Source organism: Enteroscipio rubneri (assembly GCF_002899715.1).
GTDB classification, from domain to species: domain Bacteria; phylum Actinomycetota; class Coriobacteriia; order Coriobacteriales; family Eggerthellaceae; genus Enteroscipio; species Enteroscipio rubneri.
On record NZ_PPEK01000005.1, the window covers coordinates 88282 to 111719 of the forward strand.

18 protein-coding genes are annotated in these 23438 nt (G+C 60.4%); 9 read left to right on the forward strand and 9 right to left on the reverse strand.

Annotated features, from left to right (window positions below; all coding sequences use genetic code 11):
- Window positions 1–142: 142 nt before the first annotated feature.
- Both C2L71_RS05955 and C2L71_RS05960 read right to left on the reverse strand, forming a co-directional pair.
- Window positions 143–622 (reverse strand): hypothetical protein, encoded by a 480-nt coding sequence (locus tag C2L71_RS05955; protein WP_103264872.1) that lies wholly within the window; start codon window positions 620–622, stop codon window positions 143–145.
- A gap of 112 nt (window positions 623–734) precedes the next feature.
- Window positions 735–1388, reverse strand: coding sequence for a TetR/AcrR family transcriptional regulator C-terminal domain-containing protein (locus tag C2L71_RS05960; RefSeq protein WP_103264873.1), 654 nt, complete (start codon window positions 1386–1388; stop codon window positions 735–737).
- Window positions 1389–1833: 445 nt separating this feature from the next.
- On the opposite strand from C2L71_RS05960, the gene C2L71_RS05965 reads away from it, so the two are divergent.
- The 3 genes from C2L71_RS05965 (at window position 1834) to C2L71_RS05975 (ending at window position 5857) form a co-directional block, all read left to right on the forward strand.
- Window positions 1834–3915 carry an oxidoreductase gene (locus C2L71_RS05965; protein ID WP_103264874.1) on the forward strand — a complete coding sequence of 694 codons (2082 nt, stop codon included), beginning with the start codon at window positions 1834–1836 and terminating at the stop codon, window positions 3913–3915.
- Window positions 3916–4115: 200 nt separating this feature from the next.
- Window positions 4116–4997 (forward strand): NUDIX hydrolase, encoded by an 882-nt coding sequence (locus C2L71_RS05970; RefSeq protein ID WP_103264875.1) that lies wholly within the window; start codon window positions 4116–4118, stop codon window positions 4995–4997.
- Window positions 4982–5857, forward strand: coding sequence for an MBL fold metallo-hydrolase (locus C2L71_RS05975; protein WP_103264876.1), 876 nt, complete (start codon window positions 4982–4984; stop codon window positions 5855–5857). The genes C2L71_RS05970 and C2L71_RS05975 overlap by 16 nt, the downstream gene beginning before the upstream one ends.
- A gap of 136 nt (window positions 5858–5993) precedes the next feature.
- Here the strand turns inward: C2L71_RS05975 and fadK are convergent, their stop codons facing one another.
- Window positions 5994–7634, reverse strand: a complete 1641-nt coding sequence (gene fadK / locus C2L71_RS05980) for a medium-chain fatty-acid--CoA ligase (protein WP_103264877.1) — start codon at window positions 7632–7634, stop codon at window positions 5994–5996.
- A 602-nt stretch (window positions 7635–8236) separates the two neighbouring features.
- Between fadK and C2L71_RS05985 the strand changes: the two genes are divergently transcribed.
- A complete protein-coding gene (locus C2L71_RS05985) occupies window positions 8237–9115 on the forward strand; it encodes an enoyl-CoA hydratase/isomerase family protein (protein ID WP_103264878.1) in 879 nt (292 codons plus the stop codon).
- Between the two features lie 185 nt (window positions 9116–9300).
- Window positions 9301–9945, forward strand: coding sequence for a flavodoxin family protein (locus C2L71_RS05990; RefSeq protein WP_103264879.1), 645 nt, complete (start codon window positions 9301–9303; stop codon window positions 9943–9945).
- A 221-nt stretch (window positions 9946–10166) separates the two neighbouring features.
- Here the strand turns inward: C2L71_RS05990 and C2L71_RS05995 are convergent, their stop codons facing one another.
- The 4 genes from C2L71_RS05995 to C2L71_RS06010 form a co-directional block, all read right to left on the reverse strand.
- The gene (locus C2L71_RS05995; protein WP_103264921.1) at window positions 10167–11477 is read right to left on the reverse strand and encodes a CaiB/BaiF CoA transferase family protein; all 1311 of its coding nucleotides are present in this window, start codon (window positions 11475–11477) and stop codon (window positions 10167–10169) included.
- 257 nt (window positions 11478–11734) lie between these two features.
- Complete coding sequence (locus C2L71_RS06000; protein ID WP_129588477.1) at window positions 11735–11965, reverse strand: hypothetical protein; 231 nt, start codon at window positions 11963–11965, stop codon at window positions 11735–11737.
- 49 nt (window positions 11966–12014) lie between these two features.
- A complete protein-coding gene (locus C2L71_RS06005) occupies window positions 12015–13214 on the reverse strand; it encodes an acyl-CoA dehydrogenase family protein (protein ID WP_103264881.1) in 1200 nt (399 codons plus the stop codon).
- 180 nt (window positions 13215–13394) lie between these two features.
- The gene (locus C2L71_RS06010; RefSeq protein WP_103264922.1) at window positions 13395–14681 is read right to left on the reverse strand and encodes an ArsB/NhaD family transporter; all 1287 of its coding nucleotides are present in this window, start codon (window positions 14679–14681) and stop codon (window positions 13395–13397) included.
- A 639-nt stretch (window positions 14682–15320) separates the two neighbouring features.
- Between C2L71_RS06010 and C2L71_RS06015 the strand changes: the two genes are divergently transcribed.
- Window positions 15321–16793 carry a permease family protein gene (locus C2L71_RS06015; RefSeq protein WP_103264882.1) on the forward strand — a complete coding sequence of 491 codons (1473 nt, stop codon included), beginning with the start codon at window positions 15321–15323 and terminating at the stop codon, window positions 16791–16793.
- Between the two features lie 252 nt (window positions 16794–17045).
- Here the strand turns inward: C2L71_RS06015 and C2L71_RS06020 are convergent, their stop codons facing one another.
- Both C2L71_RS06020 and C2L71_RS06025 read right to left on the reverse strand, forming a co-directional pair.
- On the reverse strand, window positions 17046–17651 hold the full coding sequence (locus tag C2L71_RS06020; RefSeq protein ID WP_103264883.1) for a hypothetical protein: 606 nt from the start codon (window positions 17649–17651) through the stop codon (window positions 17046–17048).
- 206 nt (window positions 17652–17857) lie between these two features.
- Window positions 17858–19318 (reverse strand): helix-turn-helix transcriptional regulator, encoded by a 1461-nt coding sequence (locus C2L71_RS06025; protein ID WP_103264884.1) that lies wholly within the window; start codon window positions 19316–19318, stop codon window positions 17858–17860.
- Window positions 19319–19745: 427 nt separating this feature from the next.
- Between C2L71_RS06025 and C2L71_RS06030 the strand changes: the two genes are divergently transcribed.
- The 3 genes from C2L71_RS06030 (at window position 19746) to caiA (ending at window position 23420) form a co-directional block, all read left to right on the forward strand.
- On the forward strand, window positions 19746–21065 hold the full coding sequence (locus tag C2L71_RS06030; protein WP_103264885.1) for an MFS transporter: 1320 nt from the start codon (window positions 19746–19748) through the stop codon (window positions 21063–21065).
- A gap of 101 nt (window positions 21066–21166) precedes the next feature.
- Window positions 21167–22162 (forward strand): acetyl esterase, encoded by a 996-nt coding sequence (aes, locus tag C2L71_RS06035; protein ID WP_103264886.1) that lies wholly within the window; start codon window positions 21167–21169, stop codon window positions 22160–22162.
- A gap of 106 nt (window positions 22163–22268) precedes the next feature.
- A complete protein-coding gene (caiA, locus tag C2L71_RS06040) occupies window positions 22269–23420 on the forward strand; it encodes a crotonobetainyl-CoA dehydrogenase (protein ID WP_103264887.1) in 1152 nt (383 codons plus the stop codon).
- Window positions 23421–23438: the final 18 nt, after the last annotated feature.

The window sequence follows — 23438 nt, forward strand, 5'->3', positions numbered from 1 at the left end:
ACGGGGCCCGGCAAGTATGCCGGGCCCCGTTCCGTTCGATCCTTGGTTTCTGCGTCCGGGCGTGCGGCGGCTTCTTCGCCGCCGTTGCCCTCGTGCGACATGCGCGCAGGCCGGATTCGAGCATGCAGATCGAATGCCGCACTTATTCGAACAGGGATTCATCCTCGCTGTCCGAGTCGGCATCCCACGAGTTCGAGTCCGCGAAGTCCAGAAACGCTTCGGGAGCGATGTCCATGCGCAGTCCGTCTTCGCCGAAGGAGGAGTCGAAGAACGCCTCGAGCTTAGCGCGATTCTCTTCGTCGGCAGGTTCCTTGAGCCAGACCCAGGCTGCCACAGGCTCGCCTTCGTCTTGGAAGTCGGCTCCGAGACCGCCGTCGAGGTTTGGTGCGCCCGGCGTAAAGAACCTATCATTGACGGCGAAGTGCCCTGCGAACGTCATGCGCGTCTCGACGTCGGGAACCGACTCGTCGACGACGTTCGATCGCTCGTAGAACACGACGCGCGTGCCGTCGGGTCCTTCGATGAAGCGGGTCGATCCGAGGCCGGCGAGGGCGGAGTACGCGGAGAAGGCCCCTCCCATGCCGGAGGGCATCGCGAAGGGATCCGGGGTTCCGTTTTCCATATGCATTCCTTTCCCATAAGCGGATTCAGGTTGGGGCGACGCAAGGCCGCATGGCAGCAGTGTAACAGCTCCTGCGCTCCGTGCGCCTCCGTTTCCGTTCCGTTGACGGACGTCAAAGATTGCGCCGCAGCTGGGCTTCCTTGATCTGCATCTCGATGGAGCTATGTATGATGTTGGCGAACGGGCCGGCTTGGCCTGTCAGCCGCTCGGAGAGGGGCTGGTCGCATTTGCGGATATGGTAGTACAGAAACGCGCATGTGTAGAACTCCGCCAGGAACTGGATGTTTTCCTCGGGGAGGTAGCGGTTCGATAGGATGATGTGGATATCGCGGCGCAACGCCGGCAGGTAGAGATTGTACAGGTAATTGCGGAGCGAATAAGGATTGTTGTCCATGAGAGCCTGGGTGTAGAAAGTGCGTTTCGCCTCTAGGACGTTGCCGAAGCACTCGAAGAAATCGGAATGGTCGAGCGAGCGGACACCGGACTTCTGTAGGATGTAGTAGGGGAACTGCGACGCCGAATCGCCGATGTTCTCCTCGTATACGAGCGCGCTCTCGGGGAACCGTTTCTTCAGCTCCTGCCCAAGATCGTAGCGGAAGATCCATGTGATGAGGGAATCCTTGTTCTCGAAATGATAGTAGAACGTCTTGCGGTTCTTGCCGGTTCGTTCGATGATGTCGCTGATCGATACCTTCTTCAGCGGCGTTTCGTCGCAGAGCTCGACGAACGTGTCCGCGATGAGGAGCATCGTGCTGAGCGCGTTCATGATGGACCTTGCCTCACTCTCGATTGCAGTGCTAAAGCGCGTTCTCAGGCATCGTCGTACGTGGCGATCGGTGCTGTTGGACAAAAAGTAGTATATGTGCAAAACTTCCTTTCGTAAACCCCCAGAAGTGCAGGAAGTATGTCCTAAAGCGGCCTTGTGATACGACCGATTGTTGCAAAGAAGCCGCTAAAGCGCCGATTCGATCCAACAATACATCCCATCTGTCCATCGTCACTCGAATAACGATCACGTACAATACATACTTAGAGACTGCGCGGAATCAGATGTTCCGCGTGGACGTGGGCGAGAGTGCACCGAGGGCATCCGACGGGGATCGCGAGACGAGAAGGATCGGCGCCGCGCGCTCCCGGGGCTTTACGAGCGCCGCACGGGGCATACCGCAGGTAAGAACGCTTTGCAAAGCGAAGCGGAAAGGGGTTTTGACGTGGCAAAGTATCAGAAGCTGCTCGAGCCGTTCTCAATCGGCAACGTCGAGTTGCGCAATCGGTTCGTCATGCTGCCCATGACGATCGAGAAGGTCGACAACTATCATGTGACCGACGACCTGATTGACTTCTACGAGCAGCGCGCCAAGGGCGGCGTGAGCCTCATCGAGATTGGCAGCGCCTATGTGTGCGACTGCTTCGACACCGAGCCGAAGTACCATACCACCACCGGTGCCTGCGGTATTTGGGACGACCAGTTCATCCCCGGTCTCCAGCGTGTCGCCGAGGTTTGCCACAAGCACGGCACCAAGGTGGCTGTTCAGCTGCAGCTGTGCTACGAGTGGCGTGCATCGGGAGATGACCCGCTGCTGTCGTATGCTCCTTCCAAAGACGTTCAGAGCGGCCCGTTCGTGGGAATGCCCGAACGCGAGTACACCAAAGAGGAGATCGCCATCGTCGTGAAGCAATACGGCGAGGCCGCCAAGCGCGCCAAGGATGCGGGCATCGATATCATCGAGATTCATGCCGGTATCGGCTACATGGTCATGCGCTTTCTGTCGAAGTACTCCAACCATCGTACCGATGAATATGGCGGAAGCCCCGAGAATCGCGCCCGTCTGCTTACCGAGATCATCGATGAGGTGCATAAGACCTGCGGCGACGACATGCCCATCCTCATCCGCATCTCCGCCGACGATCTCATGCCCGGCGGCAACCGCATCGAGGACACCAAGGAGCTCGTTCCCATCATCGAAGCCCACGGCGTGGATGCCTGGAGCGTCCAGGCAGGCTTCCATGAAGCGCCGCGCCCCGTGGCGAACCAGATCGTGCCCGAAGGCGAGTTCATCGATTTGGCCAAGGAGGTCAAGTCCGTCACGAACAAGCCTGTGTTCCCCGGTACGCGCATCAACTCGCTTGACATGTGCGAGAAGGTCGTCACGCAGGGATACGGCGACGCGGTGGGTATGGCCCGTCAGTTTATAGCCGATCCCGAGACCGCCGGCAAAGTGGCCGCTGGCCATCCCGAGCAGGTTCGCCCCTGCATCGTGTGCAGCCGCTGCCTTGACAATATCTTCATCGGCAAGCCGTGCCAGTGCTCGGTCAACGCCAATGTGTGGCAGGGCGCCGAGGTGGGCCTGCCTCAGGACAAGCCGGCCGAGCAGAAGAAGCACATCGTCGTCATTGGCGCCGGCCCTGGTGGCCTGGAGACGTCCCGCGTTGCTGCGCTGCGCGGACATAAGGTCACGCTCATCGACAAGGCCGACCGTGTCGGCGGCCTGCTCAATATGGCTCAGGTTCTCAACGCCAACATGGAGCCGTTCGTCACGTGGTGGGGCAACGAAATCAAGCTGCATCCCAACGTTGATCTGCGCCTCAAGACGGAGGTCACCGCAGCCGATATCAAAGCGCTCAATCCTGACGAGGTTGTCGTCGCTCCCGGCGGCGGCGTCATCCAGATCGACGTGCCCGGCATCGACGGCAAGAACGTCGTGAAGTCCGAGGATATCAAGGCCATGGTGGCCGGACATGTGCCCGAGGGCAAAGGCCTGATCTGGAAGGCCGCTGTGGCTGCGATCAAGGCGCAGGGCGGTACGGTCGGCTTCATGCGCTTCGGCCTGAACATGTCCACGGGCCCGACGGCTATCGTTGGAAAGCGCGTGGTCATCGTCGGCGGCGGCTTCGCCGGCCTGGAGTGCGCCGAGTCGATGTGCGAGGGCCGCGAGATCACGGTCATCGAAGAGGCCAAGAAGCTCGGCAACGGCATTGGCATCATCGACAAGAACCCCACCATCAATCTCGTGAAGTCCAAGGGCGTCAAGCTCATGCCCCTCACGAAGCTCGTGGAGGTCACGAAGAAGGGTGCGCGCGTCCAGAACGTCGAGACCGGCGAGGAGACCTTCATCGAGTGCGATACCGTGCTCACCTCGCTCGGCGTCGAGCAGAACACCGACCTCTACGACAAGATCGTCAAGGAGTTCCCGAACGCCAAGCTCATCGGCGACGCCACGACCCCCGAGGGCAAGGTCTACCGCACGCTCGAAGCCACCAAGGGCGGCTACGAGGCGGGTATGGCCTTCTAGGACTCCTCAGGCTTGTCCAGGCGCTCGCCGCGATCCCGTCTGCCTGCTGCAAAGCCGACGGGGGCGACCGATCGCCTCATACCGAATCGCCAGAAGCGGGCGGCCCTAGGGCCGCCCGTTCGCGTTGCGTTTGCGATACAATCGAGAACGGCGAACGGCCAAGGCGTCGAAGAGGCGCCGCGGCGGAAAGGAGAGGGCTGATGGATGCTTGGCTGCCGGGGGAACTGCTCGAGGTGCCGATGGAGGCGTCGTCTCTGGAGACGTATCGATCGTTTCTCGAGCACCGCGCAGAACCCGTTGCGCCGCGGCTTGCGGCGACGGTGATGCTCGTCCGCGGTCCCGGACAGAAAAAGGAGGCACCGCGTGCCGACTCCTTCCACGATGCATCGCAGGAAGTCTTCATGCTCCGCCGTGCTAAGACGATGGCCTTCGTGCCGGATGCCGTGGTGTTCCCCGGCGGCGGCGTCGATCCACGCGATGCGGACGAGCGCCTGCCGTGGACGGGACCGACGTCCGGCGAATGGGCGCATCGGATGGGAGTCGACGAGCAGACGGCTCGAAGCATTGTAGTGGCCGCGGCCCGCGAGGTGTTCGAAGAATGCGGGGTGCTGTTGGCCGGTGAGGGCGGGAGCGTGGTCTCCGATGTGGGCCGGCCCGAGTGGCGAGAGGAGCGCCAGCGCCTGTCCGAGCATGAATCGTCGTTCGCCGAAGTGCTGATGCGTCATGGATTAGTGCTGCGCGCCGACCTGCTGGGCCTGCGTTCGCACTGGCTAACACCGGTATACGAACCCCGTCGCTACGATACATACTTCTTCGCGGCTTTGGCGCCCGAAGGCCAGGTGCCCGATGATCGCACGACTGAAGCAAACGGGGCAGGATGGGTTGATGCGCGCCGCATCCTTGAAGGAGGAGAGCGCGGCAAGGTGCTACTCATGCCTCCGACCGCGTACAATCTTGCGCAGTATGCGCGTTCGCTGGGCGCCGAGGATTTCGTTGCGGGCGTACCGCGAGTCGAGCGCATCATGCTGGAGCCCTCCCGGCGTGAGACGGGGGAGGCGGTGCTCAGATGTCGACTTCCCTAGAGCAGCCAGGCGGCGCCACGCCGCCGACGCTAGCGGACGCCGCCCGCCGCGCACCGGATATCATCGAGAGGGCTCCCGATACATGGACGGGCGGGCGGCTGTCGCCGCGCGCGCGATGCGTGCTGGCGGACAATCCGTCGCCGTTGACGTATCTTGGCACGAACACGTGGATTCTGTCCGAGCCGGGCTGTTCGGGCTGCGTCGTAGTCGATCCGGGTCCTGCCGAGCAGGCCCATCTGCGCGCGGTGCAAGCCGCCGTTGACGAGGACGGCCTCGAGGTGGTTCTCGTGGTGCTCACGCACGACCACATCGACCACGCTCAGGGTGCGCAAGCTTTTGCCGATACCGTCGGGGCGCCGATCGTGGGGCGTCGCGAGGGGACGCTGCAGGATGGCCCGCTTCGCCTTGAGAAGCCGGGGCCGCTCCTTGAAGTGCTATCGCTACCAGGCCACTCGAGCGACTCAATCGGCCTCGTGTTCCCCGCCGATGCGTCCATCGTCACCGGTGACTTCATCTTCCTTCAGAGCTCGACGCTCATATGTTGGCCCGATGGCAGCCTGTCGGCGTACTTGGAGAGCCTCGATGCGCTGCATCGTGTCGTCAGTCAGCAGGGGATCGAGCGGCTGCTCACGGCGCATGGGCTTCCCATTGTCGATCCGCTTCCTGCGATCGAACGTCAGGAGGCACATCGCAGACGCCGTCTCGACCGGGTCAGGGCTGTGATCGAAGAGGGCGCAGGGCGCGACATCGAACGTATCACGGAGCGCGTCTACCAGGGGGTCGATGTGCGTTTGAATGCGGCGGTGCGGTGCAACATCCAAGCCCAACTCGCCTATCTCGAAGAACACGGCGAGCTGTAACGGCTGTTGGAGGCTGTTCTTCGAACGAGCCGAGACGACCGCACGAGCACGCGAGAGCCTTCCTCGTGCGAACAAACGATAACGAAAAAGGCCCTCGCGCGAGGGCCTTGCCGTATTCCGTCGATGAGGCGCCGTTCTACAAGCACTGCTCGGCTTGCATGCGGCGCGCCAGCTCGTCGGCCAGCTCGTGGCGCTTGACCTTGCCTGTCGCGGTTTTGGGGATGGCGTCGATGTATTCCATGCGCTCGGGCCACAGACGCTTTGCAACATGCTTCTCGGCAAGATAGGCTGTGACATCGGCCACGGTGGGGCGGCGTTCGTCCGAGGGCACCGCAAACGTGCATATGCGCTCTCCAAGCCGCTCGTCGGGCATGCCGATAGTGGCTGTCTCGTCGAGGCCGGGACAGCCGATGAGGTCGTCATCGATCTCGTTCGCGCAGATGTTCTCACCGCCGCGGATAATGATCTCCTTCTTGCGACCGTTGATGCGGATGCGGCCGCGCGCGTCCATAAAGCCGAGGTCTCCGCTGTAGAACCAGCCGTCGTCGTCGAGGGCGCGCGCCGTTCGTTCGGGTTCGTTGAGATAGCCGACGAACTGGTGCGGGCCGCGGGAGATCTCCTCGCCCTGCTCGCCGAGCGGCACATCCATGCGGTTCGCATCGACGATGCGCGTTTCGATGCCGGGGAGGGCCACGCCCGACCAGGCGCCGTTCCATTCCATGCACTCCGACGGCGGCACCAGGATGTGCGGGCAGCTTTCCGTCGAGCCGTAGCACTCGCACAGGAGCACGCCGTGCTGAAACGCGCACTGCACCAGAGAACTCGGCACGGGGGCTCCGCCGCAGATGAAGACCTTGAGCGTCTCCAGGCGCGGTCCTTCACCCAGCTCGATGCACTTGAGCATGTCGTAGATGAACGGCGTAGCGCCCATCGACCAGGTGCAGCGTTCGGTATTCATGATCTCAAGAGCTTTCGCCGGGCGGAAGTCCTGCTGCAGGACCGTCCGCCCCCCCAGCAGCATAGGCGAGATTAGCCCGTGAAAAAACCCTGTCGCATGATTGAGGGGCGACGCCATGAACATGACATCATCCCGGGTGCGCTCGGCTCCTGCCACGAATGACTTCTCCGAAAAGATGAGATTGTTGTGGGTGAACAGTACCGCTTTTGGCTTTCCGGTTGTGCCGGACGTCGAAAGGATGCAGGTTACGTCGTCGGAGGTGATGGCAGGACGTTCGACGAGCGGCTCGTAGCGTGCGCAGATCTCGTCGATCGTGGGCAGGTCGGAGTGCTTGGGCGCGGCTTTGTCCACGAGTGCCACCGGCCCAAGCGACGGTATGCTTTCGAGGATGCTGAGTATCTGTTCCTCGAAATCGATCTTCGCCACCTTCGTGGGGCAGATGAACGCCTTCGTGCTTACGAGGTTCATGTCGTAGATTAGATCGGCGTCGTTGTACTTGCGCGGGACGGGATGCATGACGGCCCCCGTTTTGAGCGCGGCCACATACACGATGCAAAACTCTGCCCAGGTCGGCAATTGAAACGATACGACGTCGCCGGGTCGAACGCCTTGTTCGACAAGCCATGCCGCCAAGCGCGACGCGCGATCATCCACTTCCCGATAGGTGAAGCGCGAACCTTGATCGTCGCTCACATACTCCTGATCGGGGAAACGCGCGGCTTGTTCGAGCCAGATATCCCCGAGGGTTTGTTCCGTCCAGTAGCCTTGCTCGTAGTACAGGTTCTTACGTTCGTCGTTGATCTTAAGATCCGTTATCATCGCCTTGATGTCCTCTCCTGGCCGCACGCCACGGACGGTTCGGCTGCGCGAGGCTGCCCGGCCCGTAGGCGTTTCGGACGTCGTTCGGCATAGACGTGACTCCCTGTTCCGTCGGAGGGAGGCGCGATCCGACGGTTGGATTCGGTGCTCCCCCTTGGAACATGCATGTTGCTATTGTAGGACGCTCAACGGCAAAACCGATCGGTGAATCGCATGATCTTCCATCAGCAGTTTCTATGAAACCATAGAAACTGCAAATATAAGGTAGGAAAGTCTTTGTTGTCTTTTGGGGGTACGGCGACGGCCGGCGCAGCACTCTGGAACGACGTGCACGGAAACACCTGGTCAAAAAGTATTTTATAGGTCAGATGAAGACGCGTCCGGCCCGAGGGGCCCGATTGCGGCCGCTGTGGTCGGGCGAGGCTGAACAGTTTGGACGAACTGTGTCCGCCGCGGCGATTCGGGCGGTCAACAATAGGTTTCAATTGCCCATGGCAAGCCTGCGCGCGTCGTGTGATTATATGCTACAACTGTGTCTGTGAAAGCCGATCAGCCTGATCGAAAGTAGAGAAGTGGAGCACAGGGAAAGGGGTTCTGAACCTATGAGCGTGTACCAGGAGAGTTACCATCTGCCGGAGTTCGACTACGATTACGAGAAGCTGCTGATCGACAAGCGCGGTCCGGTCTACGTCTGCTCGTTCAACGACGCCGGAAACCTCAACGCCATGTCGTACCAGCAGATGAGCGAGTTCAACGACTTCCTCATCAAGGTGCGTCTGGACAAGGATTGCCGCGTGATTGTCCTCACGGGCGAAGGCAAGTCCTTCTGCGCCGGTTTCAACCTCAACGATCTTGCGCTCGATCCGCCTGAGGATATGGGCCGCATCCAGCGCGACTTCTACGTCATGCAGCGCATGTGCTCCGATCAGGTCGTCAACATGCACCGCTGCGAGCAGCCCATCATCGGCGCTCTCAAGGGTTACGCCGTGGGCGGCGGGCTCTCCCTGGCGTGCGCCTGCGACATGCGCATCCTTGGCGAGTCTTTCAAGATGAACGCGGGCTACTTGTCCATTGGCTACACCGGCACGGACATGAGTGGTTCGTTCTATCTGCCGAAGATCGTCGGGTACGCCCGCGCGTGCGAGATCCTCATGAACCCCAAGCGCTTCGGTGCCGAAAAGCTCTACGAGTGGGGCTTCGCCAACAAGGTTGTCGCCGATGACGACGTCGTCGAAGAGGCCGTTGCGCTCGGCCAGCAGATTTGCGATTCGACGGCTCCGTTCGGTCTGCGCCTCACGAAGGAGGCTCTGAAGTCCTCGCTTGACGGCACGAGCTTTGAGACCCAGATCAAGATGGAGAACCGCAACCAGGTGCTCGCATCCAACACGCACGACGGCATCATGGGCACGCTGAAGATGAACCCGAAGAACAAAGAGGACGTCAAGGCGAACCCTGATAAGTACGCGTTCCACAACATGTAGGACGGCGGGTCGATCGCGCCGGCTTGATGTCGACGCGCACAGGAACGCCCCCGTCGAACGTTGGCGGGGGCGTTCCTCGTTATTGGATCGGATCGTCTGGATGCGGGCATTCGGGCGATCTGGCGACTGCATGCCTTCGTCGAAGGCGTGCAAGCGCGATGAGCAGGCAAAGGGGGCTCTCTCGCATGAAGATCCTGGGAATCAACGGCAGCCATAGGCCTGGCAGGGGCACAGCGGCTCTTTTGGGGGCGGTTCTGGAGGCAGCGCAGGAGCAGGGGGCTGACGTCGAGCAGGTCGAGTTGGCCGAGCTTGAGATAGGCTTCTGCATCGGATGCAATACATGTCTCGGTAAGGCGGCATGCGCGCTCCACGACGATATGGACATCCTCATCGAAAAGATGCGGGAGGCCGACGGCATCGTCTTGGCATCTCCTGATTATTTCTCGAGCATTACGGCACGCATGAAATCCTTCATGGAGCGCACGCGCCCCCTCCATATGGTGGAGAACGCGCTCAAGGGCAAGGTAGGGGGCATGGTAGCTACGGCGGGACTCGATAATTGCGGCATCGAGGAAACCATGGCCGCCATGGAACGCTGGTTTGCAACCCACGAGATGCTCGTCGTTCATGCGCGTCCTGCGGGGCCGGTTTTGGGCAGCGGTGCAACTGCGACCGGCTTTGCGGGTCTCGATGAGGAAGGGAAGCCTATTTGGCGCTCGGTGAAGCGCGATGCCGCCGCATTCGCCTGTGCGCGTCAACTGGGAGGCGATTTGGTCGAACTCGCCGAGCGGCTTTCAGGTTCACGCTCATGCGGAGCCGGCTCAGCATGAGCGTTGCAAGCCGAAGCGGAGGGCTCTCGGCGCCGTAGGCCGTGCCGGGGATACGGCTCCGGGCAGGCCGCTGGGCAGACGCTTCCGTGCCCTATCCTTCCCGAGCACGTATCAAGACCGACGGAGGGTGCGTTCGACATGATATGGAAAAGGGGCTTCGCAGCCCCTTTTCCATATGCAAGCGGTTTGGAACCCGCTCGACAAACGATTTCACTCAGGACTTACCACTTGCACTCGGCTTCGCCTGCAGCCTGACGCTGGGACTTGAAGATTACGTCAGGTACGTCTTCGCCGTGCCAGCACTTGACAACGCCCTGCTCCTCGAGCGCGTCAATTTGCTCGTCGTCGTAGCCGAGGCCATGCAGGTATTCAGCGGTGTGATAGCCGATGGGCTTGGACAGGATCATCGGAGGATCGCCGAAGTTCGCGTAGCGGATAGGCGTGGTGGTAATGGCATGCTCGCCGAAGGCGTTGTACTCGACCTTGCGCAGCGCGTCGTTCACATACGCCTCGTCATCTTTGAGAATGTCGGTGAAGCGGAATACCTTCTGGCTCGGCACCTGCCACTCGGCCAGGATGCTCAGCCACTCCTCCAGTTCCTTGTGAACGAAACCGTCTTCGAGGATGTTGATGACCTCGTGCTGCGAATCGTTCTGCTTGACGGTCTCGATCGTGCAATACGCCGGGTTGTCGACCAGATCGTCGCGCCCGATGATCTTCATCATGTCGTTGTAGTAACGGTTGTATTCGGGCTGGCAGATGTAGAGCCACTTGTTGTCAGCGGTCTTATACGTGTTGTTGAACGGGTTCGGCACGGATTTGCGGGACTTGGGGTAGTCGGCACCGAACTGCTGAGCGACCAAGCCGATGCCGCCAGCCCAAATAGCCGCATGGTACAGGTTGACGACGACCTTGTCGCCCCTGCCGGTGCGCAGCTTGTTTACGAGCGCGCCCAGAATGCCGGCCGCCATCATGATGGCGGCGTTGTAGTCGCCGAAGGCTTGCGGCGGGATGGCCGGAGCCGTGTCCTTTTCGGGGAACGTGCCCGAGACGCCGCCGCGAGCGGCCCAGCAGACCGCGTCGTAGCCGGGGGAGTGTGCAAACTCGCCGAACTCGCCATAGCCGCGCATCTGGGCCCAAATAAGGTTCGGGAATTCCTTGGAGAGGGTGGGATAGTCGAGGCCGAGCTTCTCGAGGGCTCCGGTGCGCATGTTGTTCATGAAGACGTCGGCATCGGCGATCAGCTTCTTCAGAATGGTCAGGCCCTCTTCGGTTTTGAGGTTCAGGGAGACCCAGTTCTTGTTCGTGTTGTTGAGATCGATGGTGGGATCTTCGGTCTCGGTGAGTTCGCAACCGAAACCCGGGCCTTGCGTGCGCTGGGTGTCGCCGGCAAACGACTCGACCTTAATGATCTCGGCGCCCATTTCGGACAGGACGCGAACGGTCGCGGGGGCCGCGACGTACGTGCACACCTCGACCACTTTGATGCCCGCGAGCGGGCCGTAGCCGTTCAGCTTTTCGGTAACTGACATGCGCATTTTCCCCTTTCGTAACCTATGTGCCTCGAATTTCGCAGTATGAGTGTAAACCCAATCGTATAATCTCATGGAACAGCAGCCCATTCTATGGACAGTTGTAAGATTGTGGGGAAACAGCCCGCCCGCAAACAACCGAGACCACTTGACTCGGCGAAAAGCACGCCATTGGCGGTCACACAGATGATTTGAAATGACTAGTGTTCGCCGCTGGCTTGGGAGCTATTGCCTCTGAAGCGGCGGGCGCGGCGTGTTCAGCGTCCGAGGTTCTCGCGGTCCACGCGACGGGCTTTGAAGAAGAGGTATCCCCATATCCCGTATCCGACGACGCCGAGGGAGACGATCGCCTCGAGCGGCAAGCCGGCGTAGATGCAGGCGGCCAGCACCACGAGAACGAGAGGATTCAAGATGAGGACGATCTTGCGGTAGGGGTTCGCCGGAGTCGCCTGAGGCGTCGGCTTGGTTTTGTTCTTCTTCTTCGACATGCGCGGCCTTTCGTGTCGCTGTCGGGCAGAATGCGCGAAGCCTTCGAGGCTACGCGCGGAAGTCTCCATCGAAGCCGGCCGCAGATTCATCCTCGCGGTATTTTTCCAAGATGAGCGGTGCGGCAATGTACACCATGATCTCGTCGGTGCCTTCGGCTATCTGGTTGCCCCTGCAGTCTTGCCAGATACGGCCTGTCCTGCACCGCTCGGAATAACCTCCGCCACCGAGGATCTGCATGGCGTCGCTCGCCACTTTGGTGGCGGTCTCAGGTACGAAGCGCTTCATAAGGGCCACGTTCAGCCGCTCGTCGAGGGCGCGGTTGTCGATGCCCTGTGCGGCGCGGTAGAGGATGGAGCGCATGTTGCACAGGCTCACCTCCATGTCGGTCAGCATGAGCTCGATCTGCTGGAAGCTACCGATGTTGGCTCCGAACGCCGTCCGGCGGCATGCATGGTTTACCGCGTCGTGCATGGCGGCGCTCGCCATCCCCACCGACGAAGCGCACGTGAACACGCGTCCGATCTCAAGCAACCGGAAGAGCTGCCGGAAGCCGCCGGAGCCGCCCGTCAGGCGAAAATCGGGAGAGAGTTGAACCCCGTCAAATACGATGGTGGCGAACGGCAGCATCGACTGGCCGATCTTGCTGATGGGGTAGGCGGTGATCCCCGGCAGATCGCGTGGGACGAGCCAGAAGGCGAGCGAAGGGTACTTCCCCGGCTCCTCCTCGTCCTGGTCGATGGCCGCTACGAGGATGAACGGTGCGTACTCGCCGTTGTTTACGTAGGTCTTCACGCCGTTCAACACCGGTTTGCCGTTTACGGTGCGCGTGCAAGCTTGCATGTTCATGCAGTCCGAGCCAGCATCAGGTTCCGAGATGGCGAGACCAAACAGCAGCCGGCCCGTATGACGGTAATCTTCGAGGATGGGGAGGAACTCGCCGCTCGTCGCGAACTCCTCGATGATACGAAGGTTGAACAGATCGTTTTGAAACGGCAGCGTCGCACCGGCACAACGTGACAGCTCCTCGAGGATCAGGGCCTGCGACGTGAGGGTGAAAGCGTCGTTCGTGTCGTTGTCCCATAGTTCGGGCAGGTTAAAGTACAGGCTGACGAAGCCCTGCGCAACTTCATCGGGCAGACCCTGATCCCGGCACCATTGCATGACCTGCGCATCTTTCAAGTACGTTCGCCCGAACTCGCGGAAAACGGCAACAAGCCGTTCCTGCTTGTCGTTGAGCTCAAAATCCATCCCGGTACGTCCCTTCGCTCGTGTCGGCGTTCAGTATATCCATCGTCCTCCCGATGATCAAATCGGCGCCGCCTTCGTCATGTCGAACGCGCTGTTCGCGAAGGAAAGCGGCCCGCTTTCGGCAGACCGCTTCCCTTCGAACGCCCGGATTCTCGGCGTATGTTCGGCGCAGCTTCGTCGCTAAGCCAGGACGACGAAGCGCAAAACGAGATACACGCAGGAGATAGCCGTAAGCACGATCATAACCGGGAAGCCCACCTTGGTGTACTCCATGAACGTAAGCGGGCAGCCGTTGCGCGTGGAGATGGAGGCCAGCACGACGTTCGCCGAGGCGCCGATGAGGGTGCCGATGCCGCCGACGCAAGCGCCGAGCGAGATGGACCACCACAGAGGCCCTACGTCGATGCCGCTCATCTCCATGGTTGTGATGATAGGGATGAGCGTAGCCACCAGCGGAATGTTGTCGAGAAAGGAGGAGAGGATGGCGGAGGCCCATACCAGCACGATGATGGTGATCATGAGATCGCCGCCTGTCGCGTTGATGAGCGCGTGGGCCATCAACTCGATGACGCCAGTTTCCGCCATGCCGCCGACGACGATGAACAAGCCGGCGAAGAAACCGATCGTCGTCCATTCGACATCGTTGATGATCTTCTCGATGTCCGTGCGGCTGATGATGAGCATGACGGCGGCCGCAGTCAGCGCGATGACGCTCGGTTCGATATGGAAGGCGCCGTGCGCAATGAAAGCGATCGCCACGATGACGGTCATCGCAACGCTTTTCTTGAAGAGGCGCGGGTCGCTGATGGCCTCCTTCTCGTTCAGTTTCATGACGGCTGCTTTCTCGGCATCGGCCACGCCCATCTTGCGTCCGTACAGAACGTAGAAGATGCCGATGCATACGGCCATCATTATGACGACGGCGGGTCCGTTATATATGAGGAAGTCGAAGAACGACAAGCCGGCCGCCGAGCCGATCATGATGTTGGGCGGGTCACCGATAAGCGTGGCGGTACCGCCCACGTTGGATGCAATGATCTCGGTGATGAAGAAGGGGATGGGGTTGATGTTGAGCATGCGGCAGACGGTGAATGTGACCGGCCCGATGAGCAGCACGGTGGTCACGTTATCCAAGAAAGCCGAAAGGACGGCCGTGATCAACGAGAACAGGATCATGATGATCCACGGGTTGCCCTTCGCAAGTTTCGTCGACTTGATGGCCAGGTATTCGAAGATGCCCGAATACTTCACGACGGCGACGAACATCATCATGCCCACCAGCACGCCGAGTGTGTTGAAGTCGATGTGCTCCATGCCGGTATCGAAGCTGACAATGCCGAGCAGAATGAGGACGACGGCGCCGGCAAGCGCCGCGGTCGCGCGATGGACCTTCTCGGAAACGACGAGGGCCATTACGACGACGAATACAACGATCGAGATGATTTGTGCCGTGGTCAGGGCAATCATGAGGGGGACACGCTCCTTGTCGTAGGCAGGCAATGACGCATCCTTCGCGGCCAAGCCGTGCTGAAAGCGAAGAATCGCGGCTGAACCGTCGGTGCTCCATGACGATTCGACAACGTTCGATGCATGATAGCGAAGCACATTCTCAACCGTCAATCCGATCGTTCCTCCCATGCGCATGCCCATTTATTGATTCTGAGAATAGTTGACGTAAAAATATGGGACAAACCATCTTATCTGATGGTCCTCTTTCTTTCTGTTTCGCTGTATCAATAGGGTAGTTCCTATCGATGGGTGGTAAAACGATAGCTTCTGAGAATGATATTTTCGTTTACGATCGAAACCCATTTAAAATCGATTGGATTAAAGCATTCGTCGGGGATGATAATTGCAAGGGTTCGATCCTATCGATTATTTCTCTGTGAATGGAAGAATGCGATGCGATCGGAAGCGCCATCCGTCGAAGGGGCGGGATCGTGGATTTTGAGGAATCTTCCTCATCCAGATACAAGGAGGAAAGAAAGGGGTCGGCTCAGGCACTGCGGCTGATTCCCGTCGGCACGAGAGGAAGGAGGAGGTGCTCGCACTTACTCGGGAACGCTCGTTCCCTTCCGGGGAACGAGGAAAGAAAGGGGTTTATCGATGGCTTTAAAACGTGAATACGGCGGTATCCAGCCCTGCATTCGTGCGGGTATCTTCCGCATTCGTATTCCTTTCATCCACTTTAAGATTTCTCCTCCGGAGATCGTTACGGGCCTCATGAACGCCTGTACCTCTTATGGAGCGCTCGCCGTTCTCATTACCACTTTGGGCCTCGATCCCGAGGTCGCGTGGGCGCTGGTCGTGTTCGAAACGGCTATGTACACGCTGAACTGGTTGCTCGGTGAGCCTTCCATTTGCGGTTGGATCACTCCCGCTATGGCCATTATGGTGCTATTCCTTGAGACTTTGCCGGAAGGGGTGGCGCGACTGCAGGCATTGACAGCGATCCAGCTTGAATTAGGCCTCTTATTCATAATACTCGGATTTACAGGCCTATCGAAAAAGCTGAACACGCTGGTACCGCCAGCGCTGAAAGCAGGCATCGTGCTGGGCGCCGGCATCAACGCCGTCGTCTCGCGCCTCAAGGAAGGCGGCGCCACCGACACGATGACCATCGCCTGCATCTGCGGCCTGGTCGTTGTCTGCCTGTTCATGTTCAGCCAGCGCGTCCGTAACAAGATGAACAGCAACAAGGTTCTCTCCTTCATGGGCAACTACAGCTTCCTGTGGGCCGTTATCGTGCTGTTCCTGGTCGGCGGCCTCTCCGGTGAAGTCCAGTACAACTTCTCCGGCGAGATCTTCAAGGTGCCCGACTTCATGGGCCTGTTCATGGCTGTCTGCCCGTTCTTCATCGGCTTCGCTGAGCCGAGCGTGTGGCTCATGGCCCTGCCCTATGCACTCACCGCATGGATCATCGCCTACGGCGACTTCGTCACCGTGCAGGAACTCGGCATGTCCTCCGTCCGCGAGGACGAGCACATCGAGTTCGACGCGAACCGCACGAACGTCATCTGCGGCATTCGTAACGTCATCCTGGCCCTGTTCGCTCCATACCCGGCACTTGCCGGCCCGCTGAGCGCCCCGTACTGCATCGCCACCTATGCGCGCTACAAGCAGGACGGTCGCGAGGGCATGGACTCCATCTATGACGGCTCCGGCACGAACCTGATCTTCACGGTCGTCGGCCTGTTTATCTTCCCGCTCTACGAGGCCTCCCTGGCCGCCTCCGCTGCACTGCTGGTGGTCATCCTGGTCGTGCAGGGTTGGGCGTGCGCCACGATCGCCTTCGGCCTCATGGAAGGTCGCGAGGTTCTCGACAAGGGTATCGCCGGTATGTGCGCAGGCTTCTTCGTGGCCCGCGGCGCCCAGATCGCCCTTCCTGCGGCTATCGCGTTCTATCTGATCATCGCCAACAACCAGAAGATCCGCGAAGACTATGCTTGGAACAAGGATCATCAGCGCATCGAGGACGAGGAAACCGCTCGCCAGCTCGAGGCTCTGCGCATCCGCATGGAGGCTCTCAAGTCCGGCGCTATCGTCGACGACGAGGATCTCCAGAAGGAAGGCAAGTAAGCGCATGTGCTTGATATGAGGAATCGAGTGCACTTCGTTCGATAACTCAAGCGTGCTTCTTAGGTGCCCCCGCAGGCTTCGGCCGGCGGGGGCACTGCCTTGCCCGCGCATCGCGCGAAGCGCGGTGAGGCGCGGCTTCGCTCGCGCGCACGGCCTGAGAACGCACAAAAGCCGGCCGCTTCGATGAAGGGCCGGCTTTTGTGCGTACCCGCGTGTCTGCAAAGGCTTCTCCTGCGGGGAACGACAGCCTGCTTACCCGAGCAGATCCTCGCGATGGATGGGCATCGAGACCAGCCCGATGCCGTCGACGTAGGCGTAAATCTCAAAGCCGCGCTTGCAATGGAACGTGCAGCAGACGCAGGGATCCTCATCGCAATAGGCATACGCGTCCTCGTCGCCGAGGGCGAACACGAGGGGGGGCTGCTTGTCGGGCATCACGTACTTGAGCTGAGAGCCCATGAATGTCTTGAGGGCGATCCAGCGAGGCGCGGCCCCCTCGTTCGACGTCCAGTACACGCGCAGCGCGTTTTCGTCGAACCCGCCCACGATGTCGTAGCGGAGCTCGAAAGCCGCGCTCGTTTGGGCCGTTGGGCCGGTGAGAGGCTCCATGGGGGCGCCGCAACACGACGGGGCGAACGAGTTGGTAGCATAGGGAAGCTTGACGTCGGGTCGGCGTACCAGTCCGGAGAATGTCGGACCATTCGGCCCGTCGATGCCCTGCACGACCGATCCGCACGTGGCGCAGCGGAAGAAGGGTATGGAGTCGTCGGTCACCCCGGGCTTCCACGTCGCCTTTGTGCGCGTCGGACTCACATCCGATGCTGTTTTGGTTGCCGGTTTCTCGTCTTTCTTGCTCATTGTATCCTCCTCGTCACGGAGCAGCCCTCAGGCTGCGCGCGTCTGTTCTCTCGCATCGGTCATTATAGCAGGACGGCTGCATGGATCGGGATTTTGGTGTGCGTCTGGCGCATGCGCCGGATGGAAGGCCCACGTGGTCGAAACCGCCAAAAGACATCAAGCTGAAGGGCTCGAAACGGGACGGTCGAGCGTCGTGCCGGTAGCGGCTAGTAGTCGCTGCGCTGCATATTGAGGTAGTTCAGAAGCTCGCTTCGTTTGTGTATCTGCATCTTGTCGTAGATGTGGCGGATATGGGTGTTGACGGTGTAGGGCGAGATGACCAGTTTCGAGGCCATGCTGTTCGTCGTGTAGCCGCGCGCGATGAGTAGCAGGATTTCGCGCTCGCGAGCCGATAAGCCGAACTCCTCAGCTACTTCTGCGCAAATCTCGCCGATCTCGTCTTTAGAGGGGGGCGTTGCAGTGAGGGCCACGATGTTGTATTCCTGACGGACGAGGGGGATGAGCAGTGCGGCGAGGACGCAGATGAACGCGAGGCACGTTTCGGGGGTGATGGCGGCGGCAAGCTCGGGTGTATGCTCGTACGACACGGCGAGCGTGTTGCCGACGGCTATGCCGGCGCGTGCAAAGCTCCCTGAGAAGCTGAACGCGACGGCGGGGGTCGTGTAGCCCTTCGAGGTGAGGATGCCAAAGTACATGATGAGCAGGATCTCGAAAAGCGCTGAGATGCCGAGCGCTACGAAGAAGGCGGGGAAGAAGGCCGCTTCATCGGACAGGAACAGCGAGAACGCGACGATCTCGAATACGAGGAGCCAGGGGTAGAGCTTGAAGACGTTGGTTCTATCCTTTGAAAGTGCGCAGACGCCGGCGATGGCGAGCATGATGGCGCCGCCGCACAGCGTGCCGATGGTGAAGCTCGTGTCGCCGGTGGGTAAAACCTCCCAGGGGATGATGGCCACGAGAAAGTAGCACGCGACGCTCGCCAAGAACGTGATGGTGCTCACCATGGCCATGTTTTTGAGGCCGCTCCGGCTTGCCTGCTCGGGCAAGAGCACTGGGAAGCGGCGTTGTCCATCCCGTTGCGAGACGATCAGCAGGGCGCCCGAGGCAAGGGGCAGAAGCGACGTGAACGCGCTCGATGCATATGCGGGCAGCGCCCAGGCTATCACCATACACACGATCATGGTGATACCGAATACGGTGCCAATATGGCGAATTGAGAAATTCGCTTTGACGCAGGCATACCGTTCGCCCCAGAGGATCCAAAGCGCCGCCTCTGCCGGTCCCAGCAGGAACGCAATGGCGTAAGCGAGCAGCGGGGTAGGAAGCGATACCGCCCACAGGGTGAGCGCGAGCGTGCCCACACACATGAGCGTCGGTGCCGCGATGCGCAGCCACCGGTAGTTCGACAGCCGCTGCTTGCGACCGAGGGCGAGGGCGATGAGGAGCAGGAAGACGACGGTAGATCCCAAGTTGACGAGCCATGAATAGGTGACGCGGTCGTCGAGCAACGGCACCAATGCGAAAGAATGCGGGACGAACCAGAGTGTGTAGTGCCAGGCGAGCAGAAGCGAGAAGCCGGCGTATTTCAGCATGGGGCGCTTCGCGAAGGCGGCAAGCGGGCCTTCCCCTCTGCCGGCGGTTTTGCCCTGTCCAGACGTAGTCCCCATGCCCGACACCCTTCTATCAGCAGTTTGCGATGGATAACGATGCCTCTGAACTGCCTAAACCGCGAGGTACAGCACGTTCATGCAACCCCTGGCATCTATTGTGCCACGACGAGAAATGTATCACTAGCATGAATTGGTCTGCCTCGCAAAAAAATAAGTATTCGGCCTTTCATGGCGAATTGGCGATGGCGGCAAAACCTCGCCAACTCGTGAGTAAGACGATCGACGGTTTCAGTCGGGAGCACGTGCGTTTCGGACTGCTCCTCGTCAAAACATGAGTAATCAGATATTCACGGCTACTTTGCGATGGCAAATCTGCAGCATGCGCACACAATGCGGGCAACGGTTCGGTTGACGACCGGTCGCCGGATACTATAGGCCGACGACCGATTGTGAAGCCGGGCAAAACAACGAGAAAGGAAGAACGATGTCGTTGCTTGCCAAGAGCAAAGGTGAGGTGACCTACAAGGAGCTCACCACAGTGCACAAGTGGGCGCTCGTCGTGCTCATTTCGATGGGCTCGTCGATCATCTACGCCCCCATGTATCTGAAGAACGTGTTTTACGATCCCCTGATGCAGGCGCTCGGTGCGACCAACGCCGATCTGGGCCTCATGGTGTCGGCCTACGGCATCGCCGCCATGATCTGCTACCTGCCCTCCGGCATCGTGGCTGACAAGTTTCGCATGCGCACGCTGGCCTGGGTGGGCTTTCTCGCGACGGCGGTACTCGTGTTCGTCTACGCGATGCTTCCTTCCGTCACGGTATGCCTCGTCTTGTTCGTTTTGATGGGCGTCACCTCGATCCTGATTTGGTGGGGCACTCGCTTTAAAGTCATTCGCCTTTGTTGTGAGGAAAACGAGTACGCCAGCAAAATCGGCATCAGCTATTCCATCTACGGCGTGACTGGCCTCGTGATCGGACTTATCAACGCAGGCATCATCGCCGCTATTTCCGGTTCGGCTGGCGTGCAGGCCATGCTCGTCTTTCTGGGTGTCATGATCGCTCTCCTGGGCGTCGCCGCCTTCTTCCTCATCCCGGACTTCAAGGGCGAGATCAACAAGGATGCGAAGCTGTTCAGCATCAAGGAGGCCCTCCAGGCCATTAAGCATCCGGGCGTTATCTGGGCTTGCGTCGCCTACTTCTGCGTGTACGCTGTGTACCAGGGCGCTACCTACACCACTCCGTACCTCACCCAGTGCTTCAATGCCGATGGCAACCTTGTGAACATCGTGGGCCTCATCCGCACCTACGGAATCGGCCTCATCGCAGGCCCGGTCGTCGGGTGGATCGCCACGAAGATCAAGAGCCCCTCGAAGGCCATCTTGGGAGGCTTCATCCTCTCGATCGCGGCTCTCGTCGGCTTCATCCTGTTCCCACAGGATCCCTCGGGCGCCATCGTCGCCTCTATCTTGGTGGTCGTGTTCGGCTTCACTACCTACGGCGCCTTCTCCATCGGCTCGTCGCCCCTCTCCGAGGTCAAGATTCCGATGGCCATCTTCGGCACCGCTTCCGGTCTGCTGTCGGTCATCGGCTTCCTTCCCGACGTGTTCATCCACACGTGGTATGGCGGCATGATCGACGCCCAGGGCACCGCCGCCTTCAACGCCATCTTCGGCTTCGAGATCATGTTCGCGGTCGTCGGCTGCTTCTGCCTTGTCATGGTGCTGCGCACCCTGAAGAAGCACTTCGGTGAGAAAGCCGCGGAGGCCGAGAACGAGGCCGAGAACGAGGCGACGACGGCCTAGGCGCCTTGCCATCGGGGCGCGGGGGCGTCGTGCGAAGCACCCCCGCGCACCCGGCCGAGGTCCGACGGTACGCGCAAAGCTCAAGCGAAAGGGAGTTCCACATGAACAAGCTCGACGTGCTGAATCTGATCAACCCGCAGATGAAGGCCGTGCTCGCGAAAGAAGACGAGCTGGCTGGCGATGCGAACGACACGTCCGTGGGATTCGAGCAGATGCGCGAGAACTATGTGGCCGGGCGCGCATTCTGGTGCGAAGGCGGCCCCGTCATGGCTGAAAAGTCCGACGTTGCGGTTGCCGGTCCCCATGGCCCGATCCCGCTGCGCTGCTACTATCCGACTGCCGAGGCTGCTTCGGCCGCCGCGGCGGGTGAGGGCTCGACGCCGGGCATTGTGTACGTCCACGGAGGCGGGTTCGTCCTCGGCAACCTCGACACCCATGATCGGATCTGCCGCATTCTGGCCGAAAAGACCGGCGCTTCGGTAGTCGCTGTCGACTATCGCCTCTCGCCCGAGGCCAAGTACCCGAGCGCCGTCGAAGAAGTGGCCGCTGTTGCAGGGCATCTGCATGAGCACGGCGCGGAGTTCGGCATCGACGGCGAACGCCTGGCGTTCGCGGGCGATTCCGGCGGTGCGCACTTGGGGCTGGCGGCGACGATGTATCTGCGAGAGGAGCAGGGCGACAGCGCCTTCGTGAAGTGCCTGTTGCTGTTCTACGGTTGGTTCGGTCTGACCGATTCGTCCTCGATGCGCCTTCTCGGAGGCCCATGGGACGGTCTCACCGAGCAGGACTGGCAGTTCTATTTGAGCATGTACGCCGAAGACCCCGCCGGCCTCGCGACGAGTCCGTATGCGAACCTGTTCCTGAACGATTTGGAGCACGCTGTGCCGCCCTGCTATATCGCCGCCGCGGAGTACGACCCGCTGCGCGACGATTCGGCGACGCTTGCCGCCATCTGCGAACAGTACGGCACGCCGTATCGTTACGAGGTGTTCAAGGGTGTCATCCACGCGTTTCTGCACTACACCAAGATGCTTGACGAGGCGAACGACGCCCTCGAGCACGGAGCGGCTTTCTACCGCCAGCAGCTGGGACTCTAGCTTCCGATCGGGACGAGCAGAGGTCGAAAGCCCGAGTCGAAACTACGTATCAAACCAGGGTTCAACGGCATCACGGAGGTGCCGACACACTAAAAGGAGGATCGTCATGGATTTCAAGTTGACGGACGAGCAGGAGCTGATGGTCGACAGCTATCGCGACTACATGGAAAGCGAGAACTGGGAAGGGTATTTCGCCGAGTGCGATGAGAAGCACGAGTACCCCCTGCGTTGGGTTCGCGGCCTCTGCGAGCTGGGTTTCGACCAGATCATGCTGCCCGAGAGCCACGGCGGGCTCGGCCTTGAGCAACCTTGCGTGACGCTCATGGCCGTCTACGAGGTGCTCGGCCGCTACGGCGCTCCCACCTACGTGCTCTACCAGCTTCCTGGTTTCGAGACCATCATCCGGGAAGGCACGCAGGAGCAGATCGACGCCGTCATGGCCACGCTTGGCACGGGCGAGCAGATTTGGAACTCCGCCTGCACCGAGCCGGGCGCTGGCTCCGACGTGAGCTCGCTCACCACGAATTACAAGCGCGAGAACGGCAAGATCTACCTCAACGGCACGAAAACCTTCATCACCTCGTCTGCTGGCGTGAAGTATCTCGTCATCATGGCGAAAAATGCCGACGACCCCGAGGTGTTCACCGAATTCTTCGTCGACATGTCCAAGCCCGGCGTGAAGTTGGGGCCCCTGCCGAAGCTCGGTCTGCGCATGGATAGCTGCTGCGAGGTCTACCTCGACAACGTCGAGCTTGAAGAGTCCGACATCTTCGGCAAAGAGGGCAATGGCTTCAACCGCGGCGTATCCGACTTCAACTTCGAGCGCTGGCTTGTGGGCGCCTGCGACTACGGCACCGCCATCTGCGCGTTCGAGGATGCCATGGCGCATGCGAACACCCGCATCGCCTTCGGCAAGCCTATCAGCCGCTTCCAGCTCAACCAGCTCAAGATCGCCGAGATGTGCATCAAGCTGACCAACATGAAGAACATGCTCTACGAGGCTGCATGGAACGCCGATAACGACGGCGGCAACTTCGATGCCGCTGCGGCCGCGATGTGCAAGTACTACTGCGCGAACGCCTCCTTCAAGGTGGTCGACGATGCCATGCAGGTGATGGGCGGTGTGGCTGTGGCAGGCGAGCACCGCATTCAGCGCATTTGGCGCGATCTCCGCGTCGATCGCGTTTCCGGCGGCACCGACGAGATGATGATCCTCGCCACCTCTAAGGGCGCCTCCATCAAGTACAAGCAGAAGTAGCCGGTCCGCACGACCGCG